Source organism: Streptomyces aurantiacus, assembly GCF_027107535.1.
Lineage (GTDB): Bacteria > Actinomycetota > Actinomycetes > Streptomycetales > Streptomycetaceae > Streptomyces.
This window is the reverse complement of the sequence record NZ_CP114283.1, coordinates 1,217,306-1,243,694: the sequence shown is the minus strand read 5'-3', so window position 1 is coordinate 1,243,694 and position 26,389 is coordinate 1,217,306. Positions and strand designations below refer to the sequence as shown.

Genomic DNA, 26,389 nt, shown 5'->3' with positions numbered 1-26,389 from the left:
CCTTCAACCCCCGGGCCCGCCGTGCCTACGAGAAGGCCGGCTTCGTGGCGGAGGGCGTCGAACGGGAGTCCCTGCTCCACGAGGGACAGTGGATCGACGCCGTACGGATGTCGGTCCTGTCCCACGAGTGGGCCCGCCACGCGGGCGCCCGGGCACCGGGACACGGACCGGCGCCGAGGAGGCCCGCCCCGCGGGCTCATGAGCTTCGCGCCCAGGGTTCGACGACCGTGACGCCCGCTCCCGGCGCCGTGCCCATCGCCGCCAGCGCGGCGGGGGCCGCCTCCAGGGCGATCGTGGACGTCACCAGGAGGTCGGGGCGCAGCAGTCCCGCGCGGACGGACTCCAGCATCGGCGGATAGGCGTGGGCGGGCATCCCGTGGCTGCCGAGGAGTTCGAGTTCGAGCCCGATCACCCGGGACATCGGGACAGCCGGATCCTCGGGCAGCAGGCCCACCTGGACGTGCCGGCCGCGGCGGCGCAGGCCCCCGACCGACGCCGCGCAGGTGACCGGGGATCCCAGGGCGTCGAGCGAGAGATGGGCGCCGCCACCGGTGAGTTCGCGGACCGCCTGGGCCGTGTCCGCGGTCCGGGACGCGTCCACGCAGTGCGCGGCGCCGAACCGCCGTGCCAGGTCCAGCGCCCGCGGCGAGAGGTCGACCGCGACGACGCGCGCCCCGGCGGCCGCGGCGATCATGACGGCGGACAGTCCGACCCCGCCGCACCCGTGCACGGCCACCCACTCCCCCGGCGCCACCCGCCCCTGCGCGACGACCGCGCGGAACGCCGTGGCGAACCGGCAGCCCAGCGAGGCAGCCGTCCCGAAGGACAGCTCCTCCGGCACGGCGACGAGGTTCACGTCGGCGTGGTCCAGGGCGACGTACTCGGCGAAGGACCCCCAGTGGGTGAAGCCGGGCTGGGTCTGCCGCTCGCACACCTGCTGGTCGCCCGCCGCACAGGAGGCGCAGCTTCCGCAGGCGCAGACGAAGGGCACCGTGACGCGGTCGCCCGGGTGATGGCGGGTCACCAGGGCGCCCACCGACTCGACGGTTCCGGCGAGTTCGTGTCCGGGCACGTGCGGCAGCGTGATGCCCGGGTCGTGGCCCTGCCAGCCGTGCCAGTCGCTGCGGCACAGGCCGGTGGCCTCGACCCGCACCACCACCCCGTGCGGGGCGGGCGCCGGGTCCGGCACCTCCCGCACCTCGGCCGCTTCCCCGTACCGCTCGAACACCACTGCACGCATGCCTTCGTCCTTCCGCCGCACATCATCGTCGCGGATCACCATCGCGGACGGACGCCGACCGCGCGCGCTCCCCCCGCACACGCCGAAGGGCACATAAGGATCACTTGCCATAAAGTGCGGACAAATCTTCCGAGCCCGAGGACCTGCCGTGACCCAGCCCCCGCCGCCGGGCGCGCCCCGAGCCCGCATCCCCGGCCCACAACAGCCCCCGCCGGCCCTGCCCCGGCCCGGTACCGGGCTGTGGAGGCGGTGCCTGTGGGGCGGGCTCGCGCTCTGGGCGCTGACGGCGGTCGTCACGTACGCGACCGGCAGCACCACCCTGCTGCCGACCCTGATCCTGCTGGGCAGCTTCCTCGCGCCGGTCGCCTACGTGCTCTGGGCGTACGAGCATCACGGGCGCAGCCTGGGCGTGAGCATGATCCTGGGCTGCTTCCTGACCGGCGGCGTGCTGGGCGTGCTGGGCGCCTCGGTGATGGAGTACTACCTGCTGCGCCCCTCCCTCGGGATGTTCGTCGGGGTCGGGCTCGTCGAGGAGGCGGCGAAACTGGCCGCGCTGATGTTCGTGCTGCGCCGGCAGACCCGTATCCGTGGTGTGCGGGCGGGGCTGGTGCTCGGCGCGTCGGTCGGCTTCGGCTTCGCCGCCCTGGAGAGCGCCGGGTACGCCTTCGACGCCGCCGTCTCGACGCGGGGCATCGATCTGCGGGCGCTGCTGGAGACCGAGATCCTGCGGGGCGTGCTCACTCCCTTCGGGCACGGCCTGTGGACGGCGATCACGGGTGCCGTCCTGCTCTCGCGGCGCCGCCCGGACGGGCGCTTCCGCCTCACCGGGCCGGTCGTCGGCGCCTACCTCGGCGTCTCGCTCCTGCACACCCTGTGGGACTCGACCCACGGCATCGCGCTCTGGATGGTGGCGCGGCTGGCGGGTACCGGACTGGACAGGGCGCTCTTCGGACAGGCCTACCTGCCGGCCGCGACGGACGAGCAGCAGCACCTCTTCACACTGCTGTCGGCGGGCGGCCTGGTCGCGGTGTCGCTCGCCGGCATCGCCTGGGTCCGCTCACTGGCGCATCGCGACCCCTCTTGGAGAAATACCCCCTAGGGGTATAGTGTGAGTAGGGTGAGGCCCCGGTGGGCCACGCACACCCCACACATCTCGACGAGGAGCAACGACATGACCGCCCAGACCGACACCCCGGGCTCCGTCACCAGCGTCTACCAGGTGAGCGGGATGAGCTGCGGACACTGCGAAGGCTCGGTCTCCAGTGAGATCTCCGAGATCGCCGGCGTCACCTCCGTGAAGGCCGTCGCCTCCACCGGAGAGGTGACCGTGGTCTCCACCGCCCCGCTCGACGAGGAGGCCGTGCGCGCCGCCGTCGACGAGGCGGGCTTCGAGCTCGCCGGCAAGGCCTGACGCACGCCTTTCCTCTCACCGCACCGGGCCGTATCGACCAGCTGACACTGGCTCCGTACGGCCCGGTTCGTTCCCTGGAGCACGGACATGACCAGCACCACCGCAGCGACCCCCGGGACCGGCACCCCGTCGCGGATCGAGCTGACCATCGGCGGGATGACCTGCGCCTCCTGCGCGGCCCGGGTGGAGAAGAAGCTCAACCGCATGGACGGTGTCACCGCCACGGTGAACTACGCGACGGAGAAGGCGCGGGTCTCCTACGCGGACGGGGTGCGGGTCGCCGACCTGATCGCCACCGTGGTCAGGACGGGCTACACGGCCGAGGAGCCCCCGCCGCCACCGCCCCCGGCCGCCACCTCCGGCGAGGTCGCCGCCGACACGGACGGGACCGGGAAGCACGACCCCGAACTGGCCTCGCTGCGCGAACGCCTCGTCGTCTGCGCACTCCTCGCCACTCCCGTCGTCCTGCTGTCGATGGTTCCGGCGTTCCAGTTCGACAACTGGCAGTGGCTCGCGCTGACCCTCGCCGCACCGGCCGTCGTCTGGGGCGGACTGCCCTTCCACCGGGCCGCGTTCACGAACGCCCGGCACGGCGCCGCCACCATGGACACCCTCGTCTCGATCGGCACGCTGGCCGCGTTCGGCTGGTCCCTGTGGGCGCTGTTCTGGGGCGAGGCGGGAATGGAGGGCATGCGGGACGAGGGCTTCTCGCTCACCGTCTCCCGGGCGCAGGGCTCCTCGGCGATCTACCTCGAAGTCGCCGCCGGGGTCGTGACCCTCATCCTCCTCGGCCGCTACCTGGAGGCCCGCTCCAAGCGACAGGCGGGCGCCGCCCTGCGCGCCCTCATGGAACTGGGCGCGAAGGACGTCTCCGTCATGCGCGGCGGCCGTGAGGTCCGCGTTCCGGTGGCCTCGCTGGCCGTGGGCGACCGTTTCGTCGTACGGCCGGGCGAGAAGGTCGCCACCGACGGCACCGTCGTCGAGGGGACCTCCGCGGTCGACGCGTCGATGCTGACGGGCGAGTCGGTGCCGGTGGACGTGACGGTGGGTTCGTCCGTCACGGGGGCGACCGTGAACGCCGGAGGGCGGCTCGTCGTCGAGGCGACCCGGGTCGGCGCCGACACGCAGCTCGCCCGGATGGCGCGGCTCGTCGAGGACGCCCAGAACGGCAAGGCGGAGGTGCAGCGCCTCGCCGACCGGATCTCCGGGATCTTCGTACCCGCCGTGCTGCTGATCGCGGCCGGCACCTTCGGCGGCTGGCTCGGGGTCACCGGCGACACGGCCGCCGCGTTCACCGCGGCCGTCGCCGTGCTGATCATCGCCTGCCCCTGCGCCCTGGGACTCGCCACCCCCACCGCCCTCATGGTCGGCACCGGCCGCGGCGCCCAGCTCGGCATCCTCATCAAGGGCCCCGAGGTCCTGGAGTCCACCCGCCGCGTCGACACCGTCGTCCTGGACAAGACCGGCACCGTCACCACCGGCCGCATGACCCTCCAGGAGGTGTACGCGGCCGACGGCACCGACGAGGAGCGGGTACTGCGGCTCGCGGGCGCCCTGGAGCACGCCTCCGAGCATCCGATCGCCCGGGCCGTCGCGGCGGGCGCGGAGGAACGGACCGGGCCCCTGCCGGCCGTGGACGGCTTCGAGAACGTCCCCGGGCTCGGCGTCCGCGGCACGGTCGAGGGCCACGCGGTGCTCGTGGGGCGGGCCCGCCTCCTCGAAGAGGCCGGGATCGCGCTGCCCGCCGAACTGCTCGCGTCCAGGACCCGGGCCGAGGAGGCCGGGCGGACCGCCGTGACCGTCGCCTGGGACGGAGCGGCACGCGGCGTCGTCACCGTCGCCGACGCGGCCAAGAAGACGAGCGCCGAGGCGGTCCGCGCGCTGCGCGCCCTCGGGCTCACACCGATGCTGCTGACGGGGGACAACCGGACCGTCGCCGAATCCGTGGCCCGCTCCGTCGGCATCGATCCCGCCGAGGTGATCGCCGAGGTGCTGCCCGAGGACAAGGCCGACGTGATCGGGCGGCTCCAGGCCGAGGGACGGGCCGTGGCGATGGTCGGCGACGGCGTCAACGACGCGGCCGCGCTCGCCACCGCCGACCTCGGCCTCGCGATGGGCACCGGGACGGACGCGGCGATCGAGGCGAGCGACCTGACGCTCGTACGGGGGGACCTGCGGGTGGCCGCCGACGCGATCCGACTGTCGCGGAAGACTCTTTCCACGATCCGGGGAAATCTCGTATGGGCGTTCGGCTACAACGTGGCGGCGCTGCCGCTCGCCGCGGCGGGGTTGCTCAACCCGATGATCGCGGGCGCCGCCATGGCGTTCTCCTCCGTGTTCGTGGTGACGAACAGCCTCCGGCTCAGGTCATTTTCATGACGAAGAGGCAGGAGTCCCCCTAGAGTCCGGCACACGCCTTCACATAAGCTCTTCACAAGGCTCGCGCATCTTCCTTACGCTAGGGCTCCGATAGTCATATCGGGTCTCTTGTGCATCTTCAGGACATACACAAGAGACGCAGATCACAGTGATGCGAACGTAACCATTGAAGGGGTTCGTGAGTCTAGATTGACGATGTCAGAGGCGTCTTGGGGGGCGTTTCTGGCATCTGAGGACGTCTTGGGGGACGTTCTCGGAATTGCGTTGCCGGGGCACGTACGGCGGGGAGCTTTGAGCGGCCCTCCCGTACGTACGGGTCCCGGCAGACCGCACAGCAGTACGTAGAGCTATCGTCGTTTTTGCTCGTTTTGCTCGCAGCGATTCAGGCGCTGCCTTCAGACGCCCGGCCGGATCCCGTGGGGGGAATCCGCACCGGGACACGGGAAGGCGCCCCGACTCCGGCCCGTGGGGGGACCGGCAGCGGGGCGCCTTCCTATTTTCTTGAGAGCCCGATCTCGCGGAGTGCCCGGAGTGTCCGCGAGCCCGAACCCGTGAAGAGTTCGGGCTCGCGGAGACTCCGGTGCGCCTTCGGGACGGTGGGCGGAAACCCGCCCCGTAAGGGGCGCGGGGAACTGCGCGACCAGCCCCCACGCACCCGCGGACGAGGAAGTCGCCCTCCGCGCGGAGCGCCTAGCGCTCCTCGACCGGGACGAAGTCCCGCTCGACGACGCCCGTGTAGATCTGGCGCGGACGGCCGATGCGCGAACCGGGCTCCTTGATCATCTCGTGCCACTGGGCGATCCACCCCGGCAGACGGCCGAGGGCGAACAGGACCGTGAACATCTCGGTCGGGAAGCCCATGGCCCGGTAGATCAGACCCGTGTAGAAGTCGACGTTCGGGTAGAGGTTGCGCGAGACGAAGTACTCGTCGGAGAGCGCGTGCTCCTCCAGCTTCAGCGCGATGTCCAGCAGCTCGTCGGACTTGCCGAGGGCCGAGAGGACGTCGTGCGCCGCAGCCTTGATGATCTTGGCGCGCGGGTCGAAGGACTTGTACACCCGGTGGCCGAAGCCCATCAGGCGGACGCCGTCCTCCTTGTTCTTCACCTTGCGGATGAAGGAGTCGACGTCGCCGCCGTTGGCCTTGATGCCTTCCAGCATCTCCAGGACGGACTGGTTGGCGCCGCCGTGGAGCGGGCCCCACAGGGCGCTGATGCCGGCGGAGATCGAGGCGAACATGTTCGCCTGCGACGAGCCCACCAGGCGCACGGTGGAGGTCGAACAGTTCTGCTCGTGGTCCGCGTGCAGGATGAGCAGCTTGTCGAGCGCGGAGACGACGACCGGGTCGAGCTCGTACTCCTGCGCCGGGACCGAGAAGGTCATCCGCAGGAAGTTCTCGACGTAGCCCAGGTCGTTGCGCGGGTAGACGAAGGGGTGGCCGATCGACTTCTTGTACGCGTACGCGGCGATCGTCGGAAGCTTGGCGAGAAGCCGGATCGTCGAGAGGTGGCGCTGCTTCTCGTCGAACGGGTTGTGGCTGTCCTGGTAGAACGTCGACAGCGCGGAGACCACCGACGACAGCATGGCCATCGGGTGGGCGTCGCGCGGGAAGCCCTGGAAGAACCGCTTGACGTCCTCGTGCAGCAGGGTGTGCTGCGTGATCTCGTTCTGGAAGGTGGAGAGCTCGTCGACCGTGGGCAGCTCGCCGTTGATCAGCAGGGAGGCCACCTCGAGGAAGGTGGAGCGCTCGGCCAGCTGCTCGATCGGGTAGCCGCGGTAGCGGAGGATGCCCTGCTCACCGTCGAGATAGGTGATGGCGGATTTATAGGCGGCGGTGTTCCCGTAACCGCTGTCCAGCGTCACCAGACCGGTCTGGGCGCGGAGCTTCCCGATGTCGAAGCCCTTGTCGCCGACGGTGCTGTCGATCACCGGGTAGGTGTACTCGCCGTCGCCGTACCGCAGTACTACAGAGTTGTCGCTCACGTCATCCCTCACCGACGTTGTGCCTCTTCTTCGAGGTGCCCTGACTGTCTCTACCATCCCCCATTTGGCGCAGGAGAGTGCACTCGGGGTCGACCATTGGGCCTATTGGCGGCACTCAGTGCCGCCAGCCTGTTCATCCTGCCCCCTTCACCCCTCCTTCGGAAAGCGCTGTGTGACCTTTCCGACTCGTTTGATCGATCATTTTTGGGCTGCGGGCTGGGGTGGGGGTCGCGTCGTGGGGTCGGGTGGGGTTCGGTGGGGGTTCGGCTGCGGGTCTGTTTGGGCTGGTCGCGCTGTTCCTCGCGCCCCTGGGGTGTGTCTGTTGTTGTGGGTGGGGCGGGGCCGTGCCGGGGCATCCGATCGCAGCTGTGTCGTCCGGGGTTGTTCGGTTGCTCTGGAGAGGTCGTGCTGCGATCGGACGCCCCGGCCCGTCCCCTCGCGCCGGAGGGCGACCGACGGGAGAGGGGGGTGGCTGACGGAGGGGTGCCGCTGGGGGGCGATCCCCGCCGAGGGGGCGGCCCTTTCAGGGGCGCGGGGAACTGCCCGACCAGCCCCCACCCGCCCGCCCGCAGCCGACGCACGCGGCCTGTGGGGCCCGGGGGCACGCCCCTGCCGGGGCCCGGCGGGGCCCGGCAGGGCCCGAGGGCGCGGGTCAGGCCGGGAGTCGGGCTCCGGACAGCCGGAAGTCCAGCGCCGTGGACCGCCTCCCGGCGGACACCGTGCGGACCGCCTGGCCCAGGGCCTTGCGGGAGCCGACCAGGACCACGAGCTGCTTGGCCCGGGTCACCGCCGTGTAGAGGAGGTTGCGCTGCAGCATCATCCAGGCGCCCGTGGTGACCGGGATGACGACGGCCGGGTACTCACTGCCCTGGGAGCGGTGGATCGTGACCGCGTACGCGTGCGCCAGCTCGTCGAGTTCGTCGAACTCGTACGGGACCTCCTCGTCCTCGTCCGTGAGGACCGTGAGGCGCTGGTCGTCGAGGTTGAGTGAAGTCACCACTCCCACCGTGCCGTTGAAGACGCCGTTCTCACCCTTGTCGTAGTTGTTGCGGATCTGGGTGACCTTGTCGCCGACGCGGAAGACCCGGCCGCCGAAGCGCTTCTCGGGGAGGTCGGGGCGGGCCGGGGTGATGGCCTGCTGGAGCAGGCCGTTGAGCGTGCCCGCGCCTGCCGGGCCTCGGTGCATGGGGGCCAGGACCTGGACGTCACGGCGGGGATCCAGGCCGAACTTGGCCGGAATACGCCGCGCCGCCACGTCCACCGTGAGCCTGCCCGCCTCCTCCGTGTCGTCCTCGACGAAGAGGAAGAAGTCCTTGAGCCTGTCCGTGACCGGTTGCTGCCCGGCGTTGATCCTGTGGGCGTTCGTCACCACGCCCGACTGCTGGGCCTGACGGAACACCCGGGTGAGCCGGACCGCCGGGACCGGGCCGCACTCGTCGAGCAGGTCGCGCAGCACCTCGCCGGCGCCGACACTCGGAAGCTGGTCGACGTCTCCGACGAAGAGCAGGTGCGCGCCCGGCGGCACCGCCTTCACCAGCTTGTTGGCGAGGAGCAGGTCCAGCATCGACGCCTCGTCCACGACGACCAGGTCGGCGTCCAGCGGCCGGTCCTTGTCGTAGGCCGCGTCGCCGCCCGGCTTCAGCTCCAGGAGCCGGTGCACGGTCGACGCCTCCGCCCCGGTCAGTTCGGCGAGTCGCTTGGCCGCGCGGCCGGTCGGGGCGGCCAGTACGACCTTCGCCTTCTTCGCCCGGGCCAGCTCCACGATCGAGCGGACCGTGAACGACTTGCCGCAGCCGGGCCCGCCCGTCAGCACCGCGACCTTCTCGGTGAGGGCGAGCCGGACGGCCGCCTCCTGCTCGGGGGCCAGCTCCGTCCCCGTACGCCCCCTGAGCCATGCCAGTGCCTTGTCCCAGGTCACGTCCCGGAACCCGGGCATCCGGTCCTCTTCGGTGCGCAGCAGCCTCAACAGCTGCGCGGACAAGGACAGTTCGGCCCGGTGGAAGGGGACGAGGTAGATGGCCGTCACCGGCTCGCCGCCGTCGAGGCCCGGCACCCGTTCTCGTACGACTCCCGGGTCCTCGCCCTCCTCCGGAGGAGCCGCCAGTTGCGCGAGGCACTCGATGACCAGGCCCGTGTCCACCTGGAGCAGCTTCACCGCGTCCGCGATCAGCCGCTCCTCCGGGAGGAAACAGTGGCCCTGGTCGGTGGACTGCGAAAGGGCGTACTGGAGACCGGCCTTGACGCGCTCCGGGCTGTCGTGCGGAATGCCCACCGACTGGGCGATCTTGTCGGCGGTGAGGAAGCCGATGCCCCAGACGTCCGACGCGAGGCGGTACGGCTGGTTCTTCACGACCGAGATCGACGCGTCGCCGTACTTCTTGTAGATGCGGACCGCGATGGAGGTGGACACCTCGACGGTCTGGAGGAAGAGCATGACCTCCTTGATCGCCTTCTGTTCCTCCCAGGCGTCGGCGATCTTCTTGGTGCGCTTGGGGCCGAGGCCGGGCACCTCGATGAGCCGCTTCGGCTCTTCCTCGATGATCTGGAGGGTGTCCAGGCCGAAGTGCTGCGTGATGCGGTCCGCGAAGACCGGCCCGATGCCCTTGACCAGACCGGAACCGAGATAACGGCGGATGCCCTGCACGGTGGCCGGGAGGACCGTCGTGTAGTTCTCCACCGTGAACTGCTTGCCGTACTGCGAGTGGGAGCCCCAGCGGCCCTCCATGCGCAGGGACTCCCCCACCTGGGCACCGAGCAACGCGCCGACCACCGTGAGGAGATCACCGCCGCCCCGCCCGGTGTCGACCCGGGCGACCGTGTATCCGTTCTCCTCGTTGGCGTACGTGATCCGCTCCAGCACGCCCTCCAGAACCGCCAGGTTCCGGTCCGCCCCGTTCCCCGCCCCGTGATTGGACATGATCCGACGCTACCGCCCACGTCCGACAGCGAGAACGGGGACGAGGGCGAGGGTGAGGACGAGGACGGGTGACCTCGTCCCTCGGTAGCGGGGCGGGTGACCTCGTCCCTCGGTAGCGGGGGCGCTTAGATCGTTTGTCGGCTGCGGGCGGGTGGGGGCTGGTCGGGCAGTTCCCCGCGCCCCTTCAAGGGCCGCCCCCTCGGCGGGGATCGCCCCCCAGCGGCACCCCTCCGTCAGCCACCCCCCTCTCCCGTCGGTCGCCCTCCGGCGCGAGGGGACGGGCCGGGGCGTCCGATCGCAGCACGACCTCTCCAGAGCAACCGAACAACCCCGGACGACACAGCTGCGATCGGATGCCCCGGCACGGCCCCGCCCCACCCACAACAACAGACACACCCCAGGGGCGCGAGGAACAGCGCGACCAGCCCAAACAACCCCGCAGCCGAACCCCCACCGAACCCCACCCGACCCCCACCCCCCTTCATCACGATCCGGTCTCAGGGTCTTGTCAACCTCCATGTAATCGATTCCAATCCTCTCCGTAGACGCATGTAATCGATTCCACAAGGAGGTGGAGCGACGATGGCGAGCATCAAGGACGTCGCCGCCGAGGCGGGCGTATCCGTCGCCACGGTCTCGCGCGTCCTGAACGACCACCCCTCGGTCAGCCCGACGGCACGCACCCGCGTGCTGGCCGCCGTCGAGACGCTGGGCTACCGCCCGAACGCCGTCGCCCGCTCCCTGCGCACCGACCAGACCCACACCCTCGGCCTGGTCATCAGCGACGTACTCAACCCGTACTTCACCGAACTGGCCCGCTCCGTCGAGGAGGAGGCCCGCGCCCACGGCTACAGCGTCATCATCGGAAACGCCGACGAGCGCCCCGAGCTCCAGGACCACCACGTCCGCACGCTCCTCGACCGACGCATCGACGGCCTCCTGGTCTCCCCCACGGACGGCGGCTCCCCGCTGATCCTGGACGCCGCGCGCGCGGGAACCCCGATGGTCTTCGTGGACCGCTGGATCCCGGGCGTGGAGGTGCCCGTGGTCCGGGCGGACGGACGCGCCGCCGTGCGGGACCTGGTCGCGCATCTGTACGGCCTCGGTCACCGCAGGCTCGCCATCATCGCGGGCCCGGCGGCCACCACCACCGGCAGCGAGCGCGTGGCCGCCTTCCGGGACGCCCTGCGCGAGTACGGGCTCCCGCTGCCCGAGGCGTACACGGGGCAGGGCGACTTCCAGGCGGCCAGCGGCCGTCGGGTCACCGAGGAGTTCCTGAGTCTTCCCGAGCCGCCCGAGGTCGTCTTCGCGGCCGACAACCTGATGGCGCTCGGCGCCCTGGACGCGGTCCGCGCGCGCGGACTGCGGGTCCCCGACGACATCGCGCTCGCGGCGTTCGACGACATCCCGTGGTTCGTGCACACCGATCCCCCCATCACGGCCATCGCCCAGCCGACCCCCGAGCTGGGCCGGGCCGCCGTACGGGCCCTCGTCGACCGCATCGAGGGGCGGCCCCCGCAGTCCGTCACCCTCCCCGCCCGTCTCGTCGTCCGCCGCTCCTGCGGCGAGCCCCCGTCCCCGCAAAGGAGCAACACGTGAGCAGTCCCGACGAGTTGCTGCGTATCGAAGGCATACGCAAGACCTTCCCCGGCGTGATCGCGCTCGACAGTGTCGACTTCGATCTGCGCCGCGGCGAGGTGCACGTCCTGCTCGGTGAGAACGGCGCCGGCAAGAGCACCCTGATCAAGATGCTGTCCGGCGCCTACCGGCCCGACGCCGGGAAGATCCTGGTCGACGGCAAGAAGGTCCGCATCCACGGCGCGCAGGACGCGGAGCGCCTCGGGATCGCGACCATCTACCAGGAGTTCAACCTGGTGCCCGATCTGACGGTCGCCGAGAACATCTTCCTGGGCCGCCAGCCGCGCCGCTTCGGAATGATCGACCGCAAGACGATGGAGGCCGACGCCGCCGTGCTCCTGGAGCGGGTCGGGGTCAACGTGTCCCCCCGCGCGCGGGTACGTGAACTCGGCATCGCCCGACTCCAGATGGTCGAGATCGCGAAGGCGCTCAGCCTGGACGCGCGCGTCCTGATCATGGACGAGCCGACCGCGGTGCTCACCTCCGAAGAGGTCGAGAAGCTCTTCCGGATCGTGCGGCAGTTGCGCGAGGACGGCGTCGGCGTCGTCTTCATCACGCATCACCTGGAGGAGATCGCCGCCCTGGGAGACCGGGTCACGGTCCTCCGGGACGGCAGGAGCATCGGCCAGGTGCCCGCGTCCACGCCCGAGGACGACCTCGTACGCCTCATGGTGGGCCGCTCCATCGAGCTGCAGTACCCGCGTGAACGGGCCGACACCGGGACCGCGTTGCTCACCGTGGACGGGCTCACCCGGAACGGTGTGTTCCACGACGTGAGTTTCGAGGTGCGGGCCGGTGAGGTCGTCGGCATCGCGGGGCTCGTCGGGGCGGGCCGTACCGAGGTCGTCCGGGCGGTCTTCGGGGCCGACCCGTACGACCGGGGGTCCGTGGCCGTCGCGGGCACCCGGCTGCCGCGGCACGACGTCGGCGCGGCGATGACCGCCGGCATCGGGCTCGTGCCCGAGGACCGCAAGGGCCAGGGGCTCCTCCTGGACGCCTCCGTCGAGGAGAACCTCGGACTCGTCACCCTGCGGGCGGCGACCCACGGCGGGCTCGTCGACCTCAAGGGGCAGCGGACGGCCGCCGCGAGGATCGCCGAGCAGCTCGGCGTGCGGATGGCCGGGCTCGGCCAGCACGTGCGCACCCTGTCCGGCGGCAACCAGCAGAAGGTCGTCATCGGCAAGTGGCTGCTCGCCGACACCAAGGTGCTGATCCTCGACGAGCCGACCCGCGGCATCGACGTGGGCGCCAAGGTCGAGATCTACCAGCTGATCAACGAACTGACGGCCGCCGGCCACGCCGTCCTGATGATCTCCAGTGACCTGCCCGAGGTGCTCGGCATGAGCGACCGCGTGCTGGTCATGGCCCAGGGCCGGATCGCCGGCGAGCTCTCCGCCGCCGAGGCGACGCAGGACTCCGTGATGGCACTCGCCGTCAGCACACCCACTTCTACCGACTCCGTTACCGCTGTGGAGGGCTCCCGTGGCCACTGACACGCTCAAGAGCACGACGGGCGCGAGTGGCGCCTCGGGAGGCGTACGCCGTCTCCTGCTCGACAACGGCGCGCTCACCGCGCTGATCATCCTCGTCATCGCGATGTCGGCCCTGTCCGGCGACTTCCTGACGACGGACAACCTGCTCAACATCGGCGTCCAGGCGGCCGTGACCGCCATCCTCGCCTTCGGTGTGACCTTCGTGATCGTCTCGGCGGGCATCGACCTGTCGGTCGGTTCCGTCGCCGCGCTGTCCGCCACCGTCCTCGCCTGGACGGCCACGTCGGAAGGCGTACCGGTCTGGATCGCGGTGATCCTCGCGGTCGCCACCGGCATCGTGTGCGGCCTGGTCAACGGCGTCCTGATCTCGTACGGGAAGCTGCCGCCGTTCATCGCCACGCTCGCCATGCTGTCGGTGGGCCGCGGTCTGTCGCTGGTGATATCGCAGGGCAGCCCGATCGCCTTCCCCGACTCCGTCTCGCATCTCGGTGACACGCTCGGCGGCTGGCTGCCCGTGCCGGTCCTCGTGATGATCGTCATGGGGCTCATCACCGCTCTGATCCTGGGCCGTACGTACATCGGGCGCTCCATGTACGCGATCGGCGGCAACGAGGAGGCGGCCCGCCTCTCCGGGCTCCGGGTGAAGCGGCAGAAGCTCGCGATCTACGCGCTGTCGGGTCTCTTCGCGGCCGCCGCGGGCATCGTGCTCGCCTCCCGCCTGTCCTCGGCGCAGCCGCAGGCCGCGCAGGGTTACGAGCTGGACGCGATCGCCGCGGTGGTCATCGGCGGCGCCTCCCTCGCCGGCGGTACGGGCAAGGCGTCCGGCACGCTGATCGGCGCGCTGATCCTCGCGGTGCTGCGCAACGGCCTCAACCTCCTTTCCGTGTCGGCGTTCTGGCAGCAGGTCGTCATCGGTGTGGTCATCGCGCTCGCGGTGCTGCTCGACACCGTGCGGCGCAAGGCGGGGGCGACCCCGGTCACGGCGGGTGCCGGGGGCGCGGCGGGCCTGAAGGGTCCACAGGCGCTCAAGTACGGTCTCGCCGTGGTCCTCGTGGCGGCGATCGTGGGCGGTCTGTCGCTCTTCAACAACGGCTCGTCCTCCACGACGCCGAAGGTGGGCCTGTCCCTGTCCACCCTGAACAACCCCTTCTTCGTACAGATCAAGGAGGGCGCGCAGGCCGAGGCGAAGAGGCTCGGCGCCGACCTGACCGTCACGGACGCGCAGAACGATGCCTCGCAGCAGGCCAACCAGTTGCAGAACTTCACCAGCGAGGGCGTCGACTCGATCGTCGTCAACCCGGTGGACTCGGACGCGGCGGGCCCGTCGGTGCGGTCCGCGAACAAGGCCGACATTCCCGTGGTCGGCGTCGACCGGGGCGTCAACAAGGCGAAGACCGCCGCGCTCGTGGCCTCCGACAACGTCGAGGGCGGCAGGCTGGGTGCCAAGGCGCTGGCGGAGAAGCTGGGCGGCAAGGGCAAGATCGTGATCTTGCAGGGTCTGGCGGGCACGTCCGCGAGCCGTGAGCGGGGCGCGGGCTTCGAGGAGGGCCTGAAGGCCTACCCGGGGATCGACGTGGTCGCCGAGCAGCCCGCCGACTTCGACCGCACGAAGGGGCTGGACGTGATGACGAACCTGCTCCAGGCCCACCCGGACGTCCAGGGCGTCTTCGCCGAGAACGACGAGATGGCGCTCGGCGCGATCAAGGCGCTGGGCTCCAAGGCCGGTAAGTCGGTGCAGGTCATCGGTTTCGACGGCACGCCCGACGGGCTGAAGGCCGTCAAGGAGGGCACGATGTACGCCTCCGTGGCACAACAGCCGAAGGAGCTCGGGAGGATCGCGGTGGAGAACGCGCTGCGGGCCGCCGACGGCAAGGAGGTCGAGCAGACGGTGAAGGTCCCGGTGAAGGTGGTCACGGCGAAGAACGTGGCCGGGTTCACCGGCTGACCCCGACCGACGTCGCGGGGCGGGTGGACGGCAGCCGCCGTCCACCCGTCCTCAACTCACCTTTACAGGGAGACAGTTCATGTTCGACTACGACCTGCTGGTCGTGGGGTCGGCCAACGCCGACCTGGTCATCGGTGTCGAGCGCCGGCCGGGTGCCGGGGAGACCGTGCTCGGCTCCGACCTGGCGCTCCACCCGGGCGGCAAGGGCGCCAACCAGGCGGTCGCCGCCGCCCGTCTCGGAGCGCGTACGGCGTTGCTGGCCCGGGTCGGGGACGACGCGCACGGCCGGCTGCTGCTCGACTCGCAGCGGGCGGCCGGGGTCGACACGTCCGGTGTCCTCGTCGGCGGCGCGCCCACCGGGGTCGCGCTCATCACGGTGGATCCGTCCGGGGACAACAGCATCGTCGTGTCGCCCGGCGCGAACGGCCGCCTGACCCCCGAGGACGTCCGCACGGCCGCGCCCCTCCTGGCCGCCTCCCGGGTCGTCTCGGCCCAGTTGGAGATTCCCCTGGAGACGGTCGGGGAGGTCGTACAGGGCCTGCCGCCCGGCACCCGGTTCGTACTGAACCCCTCGCCGCCGCGGGAGTTGCCCGAGAAGGTCCTCGCGGCCTGCGACCCGTTGATCGTCAACGAGCACGAGGCGCGGGTCGTGCTCGGTGCGGACGCGGGCGGGACGCCCGAGCAGTGGGCCGAGGCGCTCCTCGCCCTCGGTCCGCGCTCGGTGGTCGTCACCCTGGGCGAGGAGGGCGCGCTGGTCGCCGACGCCTCGGGAACGGCCCGTGTGCCGTCCGTGCGGGTGGCCGCCGTGGACACGACCGGTGCGGGTGACTCCTTCACCGCCGCGCTGGCCTGGCGTCTGGGCGCCGGTGAGTCGCTGGCGGAGGCGGCGGCGTACGCGGCCCGCGTGGGCGCCGTGGCCGTCACCCGGGAGGGCGCCCAGGCCTCCTTCCCCACCGCCGAAGAGGTCGCAGCGCTGTGAAGAAGGCCGGAATACTGAACCGTCACCTCGCCGGTGCGATAGCCGAACTCGGCCACGGCGACGGCGTACTGGTGTGCGACGTGGGCATGCCCATCCCGGTCGGGCCGCGGGTCGTGGACCTCGCCTTCCGGGCGGGCGTGCCGTCCTTCGAGGAGGTCCTGGAGGGCCTGCTGGAGGAACTGGTCGTGGAGAGCGCCACGGCGGCGGAGGAGGTACGGGAGGCCAACCCGGAGGCGGCGGCCCTGCTGGCCGGCCGGTTCCCTGCCGCTCTCACCCACGTCTCCCACGACGACCTGAAGGCTCTGTCGGCGGACGCCCGGCTGATCGTGCGGACCGGCGAGGCCCGGCCGTACGCGAACGTGCTGCTGCGGTGCGGGGTCTTCTTCTGAGGCTCTTCGGATGGTGAGGCTCTTCGGGTGAACTCTTCGGAGCGGCTTCTCGCGGCGTCCGGAAATCTTCGAAGGGGCCCGGTCCGTCGACCGGGCCCCTTCGGTCCCCTCCCCCAGATCAGAACCCCCGCGATCCCCCCGGATCCCCCTCCAGAAGTCCTGATGCCAAGTACGACCCACAAGGTGGGGGGAGGGTTGCACGGCGTTCTGAGATTTTTTTGAGGTTCGGGGCGGGGCGTCAGCGGCCCTCGGCGCGTACCCGGTCGGCGATGCCCAGGGTCAGCTTCTCCGCCTGGTCCTCCAGGTTCCACTTGCCGTCGCGGTAGGCGTGGTTGCTCACCCAGTAGACGAGGACGTCGTCGCGCAGCGACCTCGTGAGGACCGCCAGCGACCAGTCGTTGCCGCCGTCGTGCCAGACGGTCCGGCCTTCGGCGCTCTCGCGGACGGCCCAGCCGTAGCCGTACCAGCCGTCGTCGGAGTCGGGCACCCGCACGCGGGGCTCGAACAGCTTCTTCCGGGCCTGCTCCGGCAGCACGTCGTCGCCCAAGAGCGCGCGGTGCCAGCGGAACATGTCCTCGGCGGTGGAGAGCATCCCGCCGTTGCCGCGCAGGTTCCAGTACGGTCCGTCGGCCGCCCATGGCTGGTCGACAGGCCTGCCCTGGCTCCGGCCCTTGCTGTCGTACTCCACGGCGATCCGGTGTCGCGGCCACCGGGGCAGTACATAGCCGGTCCGTTCCATCCCGGCGGGGGCGAACAGGTGCCGGGCCAGGAACGGCTCGTAGCCCTCCCCGGACGCCTTCTCGACGATCGCGGCGAGCAGGCTGTACCCGGCGTTGGAATAGAGGAACTTCCTCCCCGGTGCCGACTCCGGCTTCGAGGCCAGGGCCTTGTCCACCATGTCGTCGCGCGAGACGGGGTCGTAGTCCTCACCGAGCCCCTCGACCAGGCCGGACGTGTGCGTGAGCAGCTGCTCGACGGTGATGTCGCGCTTGTCCTCGGGCACCGGGCCGAGGAACCGGCTGATCCGGTCGCCGACCCGCAGCTTCCCCATCACCTCCAGTTTCAGGATCGCGGCCGCGGTGAACTGCTTCGTGATCGACATGACGTCGTACACGGTCCGGCAGCTCGCGGGGGTGCCGGCGGCCCGGTCCGAGGCTCCGAAGCCCGCGCAGTGCACGAGTTCGTCGCCGCGTGCTGCGACGACGGTGCCGCCGGGTCCGGCGGGGAGCGTCCGGTGGAGGAAGTCGCCGACCGACTCGGCGGCGCGTGCCTTCGGCGCGGCCCCGGCGGATCCGGTGCCGGGCCGTGCGGCCGGTCTGGTGTCCGGCCGGCCGGCATTGCGCTCGTCGGCGCACGCGCCCAGCGTCAGCAGGGCCGCGAGGGCGGTGACGGCGGCACCGGTACGGCGGCAGTGGGGCAGAGCCATGGGACCTTTGACCTCCAACGTCGGGAATCCGCCATGAGGTTGACCGCCGCTGTCGCCGTTCCTCAAGCTGTCAGGGTGTTCGAGCTTGTGCGAACCCGTGTACGTCCAGCTCAACAGGGGGGATCACCGTCATGACCACCGCACCACCCACTCCGCCGGACTCCGACGCGGCCGCCTTCGTGGCGGCGTTGCGGCGCCTCAAGGCCTGGTCGGGCCTGAGCTATCGCCAGCTGGAACGCCGCGCGGCGGACGCGGGCCACTGCCTTCCGTACTCCACGGCGGCGACCATGCTCGGCCGGGACCGGCTGCCCCGCGGGGAACTGGTCGCCGCGTTCGTCGCGGCGTGCGGGGTCCGGGGCGACATGGCCCAGGCATGGCTGGACGCCCGTACCGGCATCGCGTGCGGGCCCGCCCCGGCGGTCGCCCCGCCCGCGGCGGCCCCATCCGTGGTCGCCGTACCCGCGGTTGCCGTACCCGCGGTCGCCGCGCCCGCGCGCGTCAGGCCGTTGCGGACACGGTGGGCGCTCGCCGGTGCGGCGGCGCTCGTCACCGCGCTGCTCGCCGGGGCGACGGCGTCCGGTGCCCTCACCGACGACGAAGAGGTGGGGGTGACGCGGACGTCCGTCCGCCTGTGAGGCTTCGCAGGCGGACGGACGCGGCGCACCAGGGGCTCTCCGGGTGTACGGGCTAGCCGCCCGTGCTTTTGGATCCCGTGCCACCCGGTTCGGCGGGGGCCCAGTCCGGCTTCGCGGAGGCGTCCTTCGGGTCCGGCTCGTCCAGGACGATCCGCCAGGCGTCGTCCTCGCCCAGCCGTGCGGTGATCTCCTTGGTCTGCCGGGACGTCGCGAAGTAGAGGACCACGGTCTGGCGGGTCGAGCCCTCGTCGTAGAAGTCCGCGGTGACCTCGCCCTCCGCGCCCTTGCCGAAGGTCTTGACCCAGTTGCGGGCGGTCTCCTCGGCGGACCCGTCCTCCGCGGCCAGGTCCGCGAGCGCGTCGGTGTCACCGTCGGCGAGCAGCCAGACGGCCTTCTGGACGACGCCCAGGCTGCCCGTGGACGGATAGCCGACGACGTGCAGCGGCTCGTGCCCCGTGTAGTCGCTCTGGTAGGCCGACAGGGTGTCGTCGGACGAACAGGCCGTGACGGTCAGCAGGGCCCCGGTGGCCAGCGCGCACCCCAGCAGCATTCGCCTCATGATCAGCTCCTCGACTTCGGGCGGAGGATGACCACGCGCTCGATGTAGTTGGCCTTGTGGCGGTAGCGGGCGATGGCGGCGCTCAGTGTCGTCTTGCTGACGCCGCCGTGCTGGCGGAGCTGGAGGTCACGGCCGTTGTTCCCGACGACGACCGCCGCGTGGTTGTACACCTTCTCCTTCTTCCACTTGAACACGACGATGTCGCCGGCCCGGGCGTTCCGCTTCGACACCGACGGCGCCTTGCGGTACTTGGTCATGTGGCGCCGGAAGTTCTCGGCGCCCGACCAGGTGTAGCTCTTGTTCTTGATCGAACCGAACAGGTAGTACTGCTGCCACCAGGCACGGTCGTGCTTGCGGCCGCCCATCCGGGTCTTCATCTTTCCGCCGTAGTAGAGGGCCTTGGACACGAAGTTGGTGCAGTCCAGGCCGTACTCCCACTTGGTCTTGATGTTCTTCGAGGCCCACTTGGCCGTACCGGACCCGGAGACATTGGCGCGCAGGGCGGACGCCTGCCGGACCGTGGTGGGCTCCTCCACGGGGAAGCCGTCCGCGTCGAGCGCGATCGGCTCGTCGGGGACCTCGTCGGCGTCCTGTCCCTCGGGCGGGGCCACGTCGAGGCCCTGCCAGGTGGACGCCGACTCCGTGAGGACCGTCTCGGCGGCGGGGGCGTCGGCCTCCAGGTGGAGGATCGGGGCGCCGCCGTTGGTGCTGAAGGTGAAGCGCTGTTCCTGGCTCCCCTCGTCGGTCTCGCCCGTCGTGTCGTCCGGGCCCTGCCTGAGGACGGCCTTTTCGTCGACCGCCGCCCGCAGGAACACGGTGCCGCTGTCGTCCGTGCCGACGAGCACGTCGGAGAGTGTCGCGGTGGCGTCCGTGTAGGTGCTCCCGTGCCGGGCCAGCGCCGCGCGGCTCTCGATCAGGCCGGGGGCCTGAGCCCGCAGCAGATCCTGGAAGGACGCGGCGTGGGGGCTCGCGGCGAGGGCGGCCGCGACGGTGGTGTGCCTGCCCGTGACGAGACCGGCGCGCGCGTCGAGGTACTGGCGCACGATCTCCCGGTACGCGGCGGATCCGGCCGGAACCGCGGCGGTCGTCACCGGCTCGGCGCCGACGGCCGGGCTCGTGCCGTGTGCCGTACGGGCCGTCACGGTGACGCGGTAGGCGGTCCCGTTGGCCAGGCCGCTCACGACGGCGCGCGGTTCGGCGCCGGTCGTCCGGGCCGCCTCGGTACCGTCGGCCTTCGTCACGACGGCCGTGTACTGCGGTCCGTCACCGGCCGAGCCGTTGTCCTTCGGCGCGTTCCAGGTGGCCAGCAGACCGGCGTCGCCGGGCGTGACCCGTACGTTCTGGGGCGCGGCGGGCGCGGTCGGCGCCACGTACTCGATCTCCAGCTTCGGGCGCAGCGCGGTGTCCGCCGCCCGGGCCGAGTGGTACGCGGCGCCGGTGGTGCGCTCGGCGGCGGGCAGGCGCACGGCCAGCCCCTCGCCGGACTCCTGCTCCAGCCAGGACTGGACGACCGGGGCGAGATCCTGGTCGGCCAGGGGCGCCGCGTCGGCGAAGGGCGCCTCGTCGAGCGCGGTGAGCAGTTCGCCGCCCTTCTGCGCGGTCGTCCAGGGGTCGAGGAGTTCGTACACCTCGACCGGCCGCTGTGGCCCGGGCTGCGCGGGGCTGAGGACGAGCCGCGCCTTGGCGATCCGCGCACCCGCAGGCAGCTTGGTGAGGTCCGGCCTGAGCCAGGCGACCCGCTCGCCGTCGGCCCCGCCGAGCGTCAGCTTCGTGTCACGGACGGCCGGGCAGGCGCCGCCCTCGGGGCACGCCTTGCCGCCGACGGGCACGGTGGCGTCGTCGAGCGCGGCGCCGGTCAGGACCAGCGAACGGGTCTGCGGCGCCGCCGGGTCCGCGGCGGCCCGTGCGGTGAACTCCTGCTCGTAGGACCAGGCGGAGCAGCCGAGGTCGGTGCAGGCGCGCATCGCCCATCGGTACGTCGTGCCGTCCTTCAGCGCGCCGCCGGCGACCTGGGCCGCGGCGCGCTGTCCGCTGTCCACCCACGCCTCGGGGACCGTCACGCCGGGCAGTGGTCCGCCGTCCTCGTCGCGCAGGACGAACTCGGCCCGTACGCGGCCCTGTGCGGGGCTCGTGACAAGCCCGGACAGGAGCGGGGTGAGCGTCCTGGTGGCGCCGGACTCCAGGGCCTGCGGCATGTCCGGGGGGCCACTGGGGCGGCCGGTGGTGGAGACGGTGAACGTGCTCCACTGCGACCAGGCGGTGTTGAAGTGCGTGCCGTCGTAGGGGCTCGTGCGGAAGCGGTAGGTCGTGCCGTCCTTCAGCAGTCCGTCCGGCAGGGTCACCGCGGCGGCCCGCCCGGACTCGACGAACGGCGAGACGAGGAGGTCGCCCACCCGCTTGCCGGAGACCGCCTCGACGATCTCGAACGTGCCGTTGATCCGGTCGCCGTCCTTGTCGGAGAACGTGTCGCGCAGGGTCGGCGTGGTCGTGTTGACCTGCCAGGTGCCCGAGGCGTCGGCGGTGAACGGCGGGCCCGCCTGCCGGTTGTTCCCGGACCGGGGACGGAAGTTGTACCTCACGGTCAGCTTGGGCGGGTTGGCGGTGGCGTCGGCCGAGTTGACGCGCTTCCACTGGGAGACGGCGGACTCGTCGGCGGCCCGCAGGCCCAGGGTGGCGCGCGGTGCCTTCTCGGAGGCCCAGGCCTGCGCGAGGCCGGTCACGTCGGCGTTGATCCAGCCGTCGTCGCCGCAGCCCTCGCGGCCCTTGGTCTCGGTGGACGTGGCGTATCTGGTCCGCATCGCGGGCCGGTTGGTCCAGCGGCTGGCGGCGGTGGCCTCGTCGGCCGACCACACCTCCCACGCGGCCGGTTTGCAGTCGGTGTTCGCCGAGTGGAAGTTCCACAGGCTCAGCTCGGCGCTGCTCACCAGGGCGTCCGCGATCGGGGCGGTGCCCCAGGTGATGTACGACCGGGCGGTGCGCGGCGTCCCGTCGGCGTTCGTCGTGCCCGGGTTGCCGAGGTCCAGTTCGGTGTCGGTGGACCAGTCGCGGGTCTCGCCCTGCTGGACGTACGTGTCGAAGAGGTTGCCCAGCGCGGAGGTGGAGGGGTCCACGGTGACCGGGTAGCGCGTCTTCGGGTCGGCGAGGAAGCGGGCGTCCGGGGTCACCACCAGGTCGAGCGAGGAGCCCTTCTGGACGACCTTCATGGCGACCGGGACCCGGCGGGTGTGCTCGCCGGACCGCTCGTCGACGGTCGAGTCCCACATCACGGGCGCGGGCATCACGGCCCGCCGCTCTCCGGTCCTGCGGTCGGTGAACCGCACGCTGCCGTCGGCCTGTTGCTTCGCGCGCAGGCCCTTGGCGCGCAGCGGGAGGGTGTAGCGGTAGGCGCCCTCGCGGGGGCGCTTGTTGATCTCGACGTACTGCTCGAAGCCGGTCCTCGTCGCCTCGACGATCACGTCGGCGCCGGGGACGGCCTCCTGGTACTCGGCGCGGTTGCCGTCGAGCCGGGGCTGCGGCAGTCCGCCTTTCCACTGCAGGGTGACGCGGCGGTCGCCCTCGCCGAGCGTGACGAGGTCGCGGGGCTCGGCGGCGCGGGACTCGGCGAGGGAGCCGGCCGGCTCGCCGCCCCGGCCCGCGAGGGTCAGGTCGGCGGGGTGGGCCTTGGCGGCCACGGAGCCGTCGGCGCGGCGTGCGAGGTCGGTGTCGACGGCGACCCATCTGCCGTCGCGCTCGAACCGGACGGGCCCTGCGGTGAGTTCGGTGGTGAGTGAGCCGTCGTCGTGCACCCACGTGGTGGTGGTTCCGGTCCGCTCGGACAGGGCCTCCACGCGGGCGCCGGTTCTTCGGGCCTCGGCGAGCGCCGACGGCATGTCGACGGCCTGGCGGGCGGCGGGAGTCGACGCCTCTGCGGGCGTCGGGGCCGCGGACCCCGGGGCGGCCGGCAGCAGGGTGGCCGTGATGACCAGCCCTGTCAGGCCCGCCGCGCGGCGTATGGCTATGTGCATGTGTGTGTTCGGCCTTCGGTCAATATCGGGCAATGCGACGACAGAGCCTAGGAGGAGGGCAGAGCGGCACATGCCGACCGACGGCCGGATTCACCATGTTCGGTCACATATGGGGCGGGTGACATTGTTCATCGGGCACAGCGGAACGCCGACGGGCGAATTCCCGTCGGCGTTCCCTTCTCCGGGCCGCTCTGCGAGCGGCGTTCGTATCTCAGGCGGCGTGCTCCACGAACCGCGCCGCCGTCTCCGCGAGCACCTCTCGCCCGTCCCGCGCCCACAACCCGTCGTTGAACAGCTCGACTTCGACGGGCCCGGTGTAGCCGGCCGCCTCGACGTACGCCTTCCACTCGCGCATGTCGATCGAGCCGTCGCCGATCTGCCCGCGGCCGTTCAGGACGCCTTCGGGCAACGGCGTGGTCCAGTCGGCGAGTTGGAAGGTGTGGATGCGGCCCTGGGCACCCGCGCGGGCGATCTGCGCGGGCGCCTGGTCGTCCCACCAGATGTGGTACGTGTCGACCGCGACGCCGACCTGGTTCGCGGGGAAGCGTTCCGCGAGGTCGAGTGCCTGGGTCAGGGTGGAGACCACACAGCGGTCGGAGGCGTACATCGGGTGGAGCGGCTCGATGGCCAGCCGGACACCGTTGGCGGCCGCGTACGGGCCCAACTCCCCCAGGGCGTCGGCGATGCGCTCCCTCGCCCCGTGGAGGTCCTTCGAGCCCGCCGGAAGGCCGCCCGACACGAGCACGAGCGTGTCCGTGCCTAGGGTGGCCGCCTCGTCGATGGCACGGCGGTTGTCGGCGAGGGCCTCGGCGCGCTCGGCGGGGTCGATGGCCGTGAAGAAGCCGCCCCGGCACAGGGTGGTGACGGCGAGCCCGGCGTCGCGGACCAGCTTGGCCGTCCGCTCCAGGCCGTACGTCTCGACCGGCGCCCGCCACAGGCCGACCCCGGGGACGCCCAACTCCAGGCAGCTGTGCACCAGTTCGGGCATCGACAGCTGCTTGACCGTCATCTGGTTGATGCTGAAACGGGAGAGGTCGCCGAGGGGGATCGTGCTCACTGGTTCACTCCGTACAGGGAGAGCAGGTTCTTCATACGGGCCTCGGCGAGCGCCGGGTCGGGGAACAGACCCAGCCCGTCGGCGAGTTCGTACGCGCGGGCGAAGTGCGGGAGCGAGCGGGACGACTGGAGGCCGCCGACCATCGTGAAGTGCTCCTGGTGGCCCGCGAGCCAGGCGAGGAAGACCACGCCCGTCTTGTAGAAGCGGGTCGGCCGCTGGAAGAGGTGGCGGGACAACTCGACGGTGGGGTCGAGCAGTTCACGGAATCCGGCGGTGTCACCGGTGTCCAGTACGCGTACGGCCTCGGCGGCGAGGGGCCCCAGCGGGTCGAAGATGCCGAGCAGGGCGTGACTGAAGCCCTGGTCGTCGCCGGCGATCAGCTCGGGGTAGTTGAAGTCGTCGCCGGTGTAGCAGCGCACTCCCTCGGGGAGCTTGCGGCGCAGGTCGATCTCGCGCTGGGCGTCCAGCAGGGAGACCTTGATGCCGTCGACCTTGTCGGGGTGGGCGGCGATGACCTCCAGGAAGGTGCTGGTGGCGGCGTCCAGGTCGGTGCTGCCCCAGTAGCCTTCGAGCGCCGGGTCGAACATCGGGCCCAGCCAGTGCAGGACCACGGGCTCGGCGGCCTGGCGCAGCAGGTGGCCGTAGACCTCCAGGTAGTCCTCGGGGCCCTTGGCGATGGCGGCCAGCGCCCGGGAGGCCATGAGGATGGCCCGCGAGCCGGACTCCTCGACGAGGGCGAGCTGCTCCTCGTACGCGGCCCGCACCTCGTCCAGGCTGTACGGGTAACCGACCTCCGTGACCGGCAGCTGGTCGGTGCCGACGCCACAGGCGATCAGACCGCCGACCGCCTTGGCCTCGGCCGACGAACGGCGGATCAGCTCGGCCGCCCCCGCCCAGTCGAGCCCCATCCCCCGCTGGGCCGTGTCCATGGCCTCCGCGACGCCGAGTCCGTGGGACCACAGATGGCGGCGGAAGGCGAGGGTGGCGTCCCAGTCGACGGCGGCCGGGGAGTCCGGCGAGACGTCGGCGTACGGGTCGGCGACGACATGGGCGGCCGAGTAGACCGTACGGGAGGAGAAGGGCGCACCGGCGGTGACCGCGAGCGGCTCGACGCGCGGCGAATAGACCCGCAACACCCCACCCTCACCGGGAAGTTGAATGGTCACAGCGAGATCTCCGGAACGTCGAAGCGGCGGCCCTCGGCCGAGGACTTCAGACCCAGCTCGGCGAGCTGGACGCCGCGGGCACCGGCCAGGAGGTCCCAGTGGTAGGGCGCGTCGGCGTAGACGTGCTTGAGGAAGAGCTCCCACTGGGCCTTGAAGCCGTTGTCGAACTCGGCGTTGTCGGGGATCTCCTGCCACTGGTCACGGAAGGAGTAGGTGGCCGGGATGTCGGGGTTCCAGACCGGCTTTGGCGTGGAACTGCGGTGCTGGACACGGCAGTTGCGCAGTCCGGCGACGGCCGAGCCCTCGGTCCCGTCGACCTGGAACTCGACGAGCTCGTCGCGGTTGACGCGGACGGCCCAGGACGAGTTGATCTGGGCGATCGCGCCGCCCTCCAGCTCGAAGACGCCGTAGGCGGCGTCGTCGGCGGTGGCGTCGTAGGGCTTGTCGTTCTCGTCCCAGCGCTGCGGGATGTGGGTGGCGGTCAGGGCCTGCACGGACTTCACGCGGCCGAACAGCTCGTGCAGGACGTACTCCCAGTGCGGGAACATGTCGACAACGATGCCACCGCCGTCCTCGGACCGGTAGTTCCACGACGGGCGCTGGGCGGACTGCCAGTCGCCCTCGAAGACCCAGTAGCCGAACTCGCCCCGGATCGAGAGGATCCGGCCGAAGAAGCCGCCGTCGATGAGCCGCTTCAGCTTGAGCAGTCCGGGCAGGAAGAGCTTGTCCTGGACGACGCCGTGCTTGATACCGGCAGCCTGCGCCAGCCGGGCCAGCTCCAGCGCCCCGTCGAGGCCGGTCGCGGTCGGCTTCTCGGTGTAGATGTGCTTGCCCGCCGCGATCGCCTTGCCGATCGCCTCCTCGCGCGCCGAGGTGACCTGGGCGTCGAAGTAGATGTCGATCGTCGGGTCGGCGAGCACGGCGTCGAGGTCCGTGGACCAGTGCTCGATGCCGTGCTGGTCAGCGAGCGCCTTCAGGGCGTGCTCGCGGCGGCCGACGAGGACCGGTTCGGGCCACAGCACGGTGCCGTCGCCGAGGTCGAGGCCACCCTGCTCGCGCAGGGCGAGGATCGAGCGGACGAGGTGCTGGCGGTACCCCATGCGCCCCGTCACACCGTTCATGGCGATACGCACCGTCTTGCGTGTCACGTCATTCCCTTCGTACGCATCCT

18 protein-coding genes and 1 pseudogene are annotated in these 26,389 nt (G+C 71.4%); 9 read left to right on the top strand and 10 right to left on the bottom strand.

Annotation, left to right across the window (positions count from 1 at the left end):
* Window positions 1-196: 196 nt before the first annotated feature.
* Window positions 197-1,240, bottom strand: a complete 1,044-nt coding sequence (locus O1Q96_RS07235) for a zinc-dependent alcohol dehydrogenase family protein (protein WP_269247364.1) — start codon at window positions 1,238-1,240, stop codon at window positions 197-199.
* Window positions 1,241-1,388: 148 nt separating this feature from the next.
* On the opposite strand from O1Q96_RS07235, the gene O1Q96_RS07230 reads away from it, so the two are divergent.
* The 3 genes from O1Q96_RS07230 (at window position 1,389) to O1Q96_RS07220 (ending at window position 5,030) form a co-directional block, all read left to right on the top strand.
* Window positions 1,389-2,339 (top strand): PrsW family intramembrane metalloprotease, encoded by a 951-nt coding sequence (locus tag O1Q96_RS07230; RefSeq protein WP_269247363.1) that lies wholly within the window; start codon window positions 1,389-1,391, stop codon window positions 2,337-2,339.
* A 72-nt stretch (window positions 2,340-2,411) separates the two neighbouring features.
* The gene (locus O1Q96_RS07225) at window positions 2,412-2,651 is read left to right on the top strand and encodes a heavy-metal-associated domain-containing protein (protein ID WP_269247362.1); all 240 of its coding nucleotides are present in this window, start codon (window positions 2,412-2,414) and stop codon (window positions 2,649-2,651) included.
* A gap of 87 nt (window positions 2,652-2,738) precedes the next feature.
* On the top strand, window positions 2,739-5,030 hold the full coding sequence (locus O1Q96_RS07220; RefSeq protein ID WP_269247361.1) for a heavy metal translocating P-type ATPase: 2,292 nt from the start codon (window positions 2,739-2,741) through the stop codon (window positions 5,028-5,030).
* Between the two features lie 690 nt (window positions 5,031-5,720).
* Here O1Q96_RS07220 and O1Q96_RS07215 read toward each other — a convergent pair.
* Together O1Q96_RS07215 and recD2 are read right to left on the bottom strand one after the other, a co-directional pair.
* The gene (locus O1Q96_RS07215) at window positions 5,721-7,010 is read right to left on the bottom strand and encodes a citrate synthase (RefSeq protein WP_217457823.1); all 1,290 of its coding nucleotides are present in this window, start codon (window positions 7,008-7,010) and stop codon (window positions 5,721-5,723) included.
* A gap of 652 nt (window positions 7,011-7,662) precedes the next feature.
* Entirely contained in the window at window positions 7,663-9,927 is a 2,265-nt protein-coding gene (gene recD2, locus O1Q96_RS07210) for an SF1B family DNA helicase RecD2 (RefSeq protein WP_269247360.1), read from the bottom strand.
* Between the two features lie 582 nt (window positions 9,928-10,509).
* Between recD2 and O1Q96_RS07205 the strand changes: the two genes are divergently transcribed.
* The 5 genes from O1Q96_RS07205 to rbsD all read left to right on the top strand — a co-directional run bounded on the left by O1Q96_RS07205 (window position 10,510) and on the right by rbsD (window position 16,371).
* The gene (locus O1Q96_RS07205) at window positions 10,510-11,526 is read left to right on the top strand and encodes a LacI family DNA-binding transcriptional regulator (RefSeq protein WP_269247359.1); all 1,017 of its coding nucleotides are present in this window, start codon (window positions 10,510-10,512) and stop codon (window positions 11,524-11,526) included.
* Window positions 11,523-13,058: a sugar ABC transporter ATP-binding protein gene (locus O1Q96_RS07200; RefSeq protein ID WP_269247358.1), complete on the top strand. Its 1,536-nt coding sequence runs from the start codon at window positions 11,523-11,525 to the stop codon at window positions 13,056-13,058. The genes O1Q96_RS07205 and O1Q96_RS07200 overlap by 4 nt, the downstream gene beginning before the upstream one ends.
* Window positions 13,048-15,003 (top strand): ABC transporter permease/substrate-binding protein, encoded by a 1,956-nt coding sequence (locus O1Q96_RS07195; RefSeq protein ID WP_269247357.1) that lies wholly within the window; start codon window positions 13,048-13,050, stop codon window positions 15,001-15,003. The genes O1Q96_RS07200 and O1Q96_RS07195 overlap by 11 nt, the downstream gene beginning before the upstream one ends.
* Before the next feature lie 79 nt (window positions 15,004-15,082).
* On the top strand, window positions 15,083-15,982 hold the full coding sequence (locus O1Q96_RS07190; protein WP_269247356.1) for a ribokinase: 900 nt from the start codon (window positions 15,083-15,085) through the stop codon (window positions 15,980-15,982).
* On the top strand, window positions 15,979-16,371 hold the full coding sequence (gene rbsD, locus O1Q96_RS07185) for a D-ribose pyranase (protein ID WP_269247355.1): 393 nt from the start codon (window positions 15,979-15,981) through the stop codon (window positions 16,369-16,371). The genes O1Q96_RS07190 and rbsD overlap by 4 nt, the downstream gene beginning before the upstream one ends.
* Window positions 16,372-16,609: 238 nt before the next feature.
* Here the strand turns inward: rbsD and O1Q96_RS07180 are convergent, their stop codons facing one another.
* Window positions 16,610-17,797, bottom strand: a complete 1,188-nt coding sequence (locus tag O1Q96_RS07180) for a serine hydrolase domain-containing protein (RefSeq protein ID WP_269247354.1) — start codon at window positions 17,795-17,797, stop codon at window positions 16,610-16,612.
* A 131-nt stretch (window positions 17,798-17,928) separates the two neighbouring features.
* Here O1Q96_RS07180 and O1Q96_RS07175 point away from each other — a divergent pair, with 131 nt between their 5' ends.
* Window positions 17,929-18,432, top strand: a complete 504-nt coding sequence (locus O1Q96_RS07175; protein WP_269247353.1) for a hypothetical protein — start codon at window positions 17,929-17,931, stop codon at window positions 18,430-18,432.
* A gap of 52 nt (window positions 18,433-18,484) precedes the next feature.
* Here O1Q96_RS07175 and O1Q96_RS07170 read toward each other — a convergent pair whose 3' ends face one another.
* The 6 genes and pseudogenes from O1Q96_RS07170 to O1Q96_RS07145 form a co-directional block, all read right to left on the bottom strand.
* Window positions 18,485-18,991: a hypothetical protein gene (locus tag O1Q96_RS07170; protein WP_269247352.1), complete on the bottom strand. Its 507-nt coding sequence runs from the start codon at window positions 18,989-18,991 to the stop codon at window positions 18,485-18,487.
* 2 nt (window positions 18,992-18,993) lie between these two features.
* Window positions 18,994-20,955, bottom strand: coding sequence for an amidase domain-containing protein (locus tag O1Q96_RS07165; RefSeq protein ID WP_269253518.1), 1,962 nt, complete (start codon window positions 20,953-20,955; stop codon window positions 18,994-18,996).
* A gap of 237 nt (window positions 20,956-21,192) precedes the next feature.
* Window positions 21,193-22,995, bottom strand: a pseudogene (locus tag O1Q96_RS07160) (DNRLRE domain-containing protein); the annotation flags it as partial.
* 211 nt (window positions 22,996-23,206) lie between these two features.
* On the bottom strand, window positions 23,207-24,004 hold the full coding sequence (locus O1Q96_RS07155) for a sugar phosphate isomerase/epimerase family protein (protein WP_269253517.1): 798 nt from the start codon (window positions 24,002-24,004) through the stop codon (window positions 23,207-23,209).
* A 44-nt stretch (window positions 24,005-24,048) separates the two neighbouring features.
* Window positions 24,049-25,218: a dihydrodipicolinate synthase family protein gene (locus O1Q96_RS07150; RefSeq protein ID WP_269247351.1), complete on the bottom strand. Its 1,170-nt coding sequence runs from the start codon at window positions 25,216-25,218 to the stop codon at window positions 24,049-24,051.
* The gene (locus tag O1Q96_RS07145; RefSeq protein ID WP_269247350.1) at window positions 25,215-26,366 is read right to left on the bottom strand and encodes a Gfo/Idh/MocA family protein; all 1,152 of its coding nucleotides are present in this window, start codon (window positions 26,364-26,366) and stop codon (window positions 25,215-25,217) included. Before O1Q96_RS07145 ends, O1Q96_RS07150 begins: the two co-directional genes overlap by 4 nt.
* Between the last annotated feature and the right edge of the window lie 23 nt (window positions 26,367-26,389).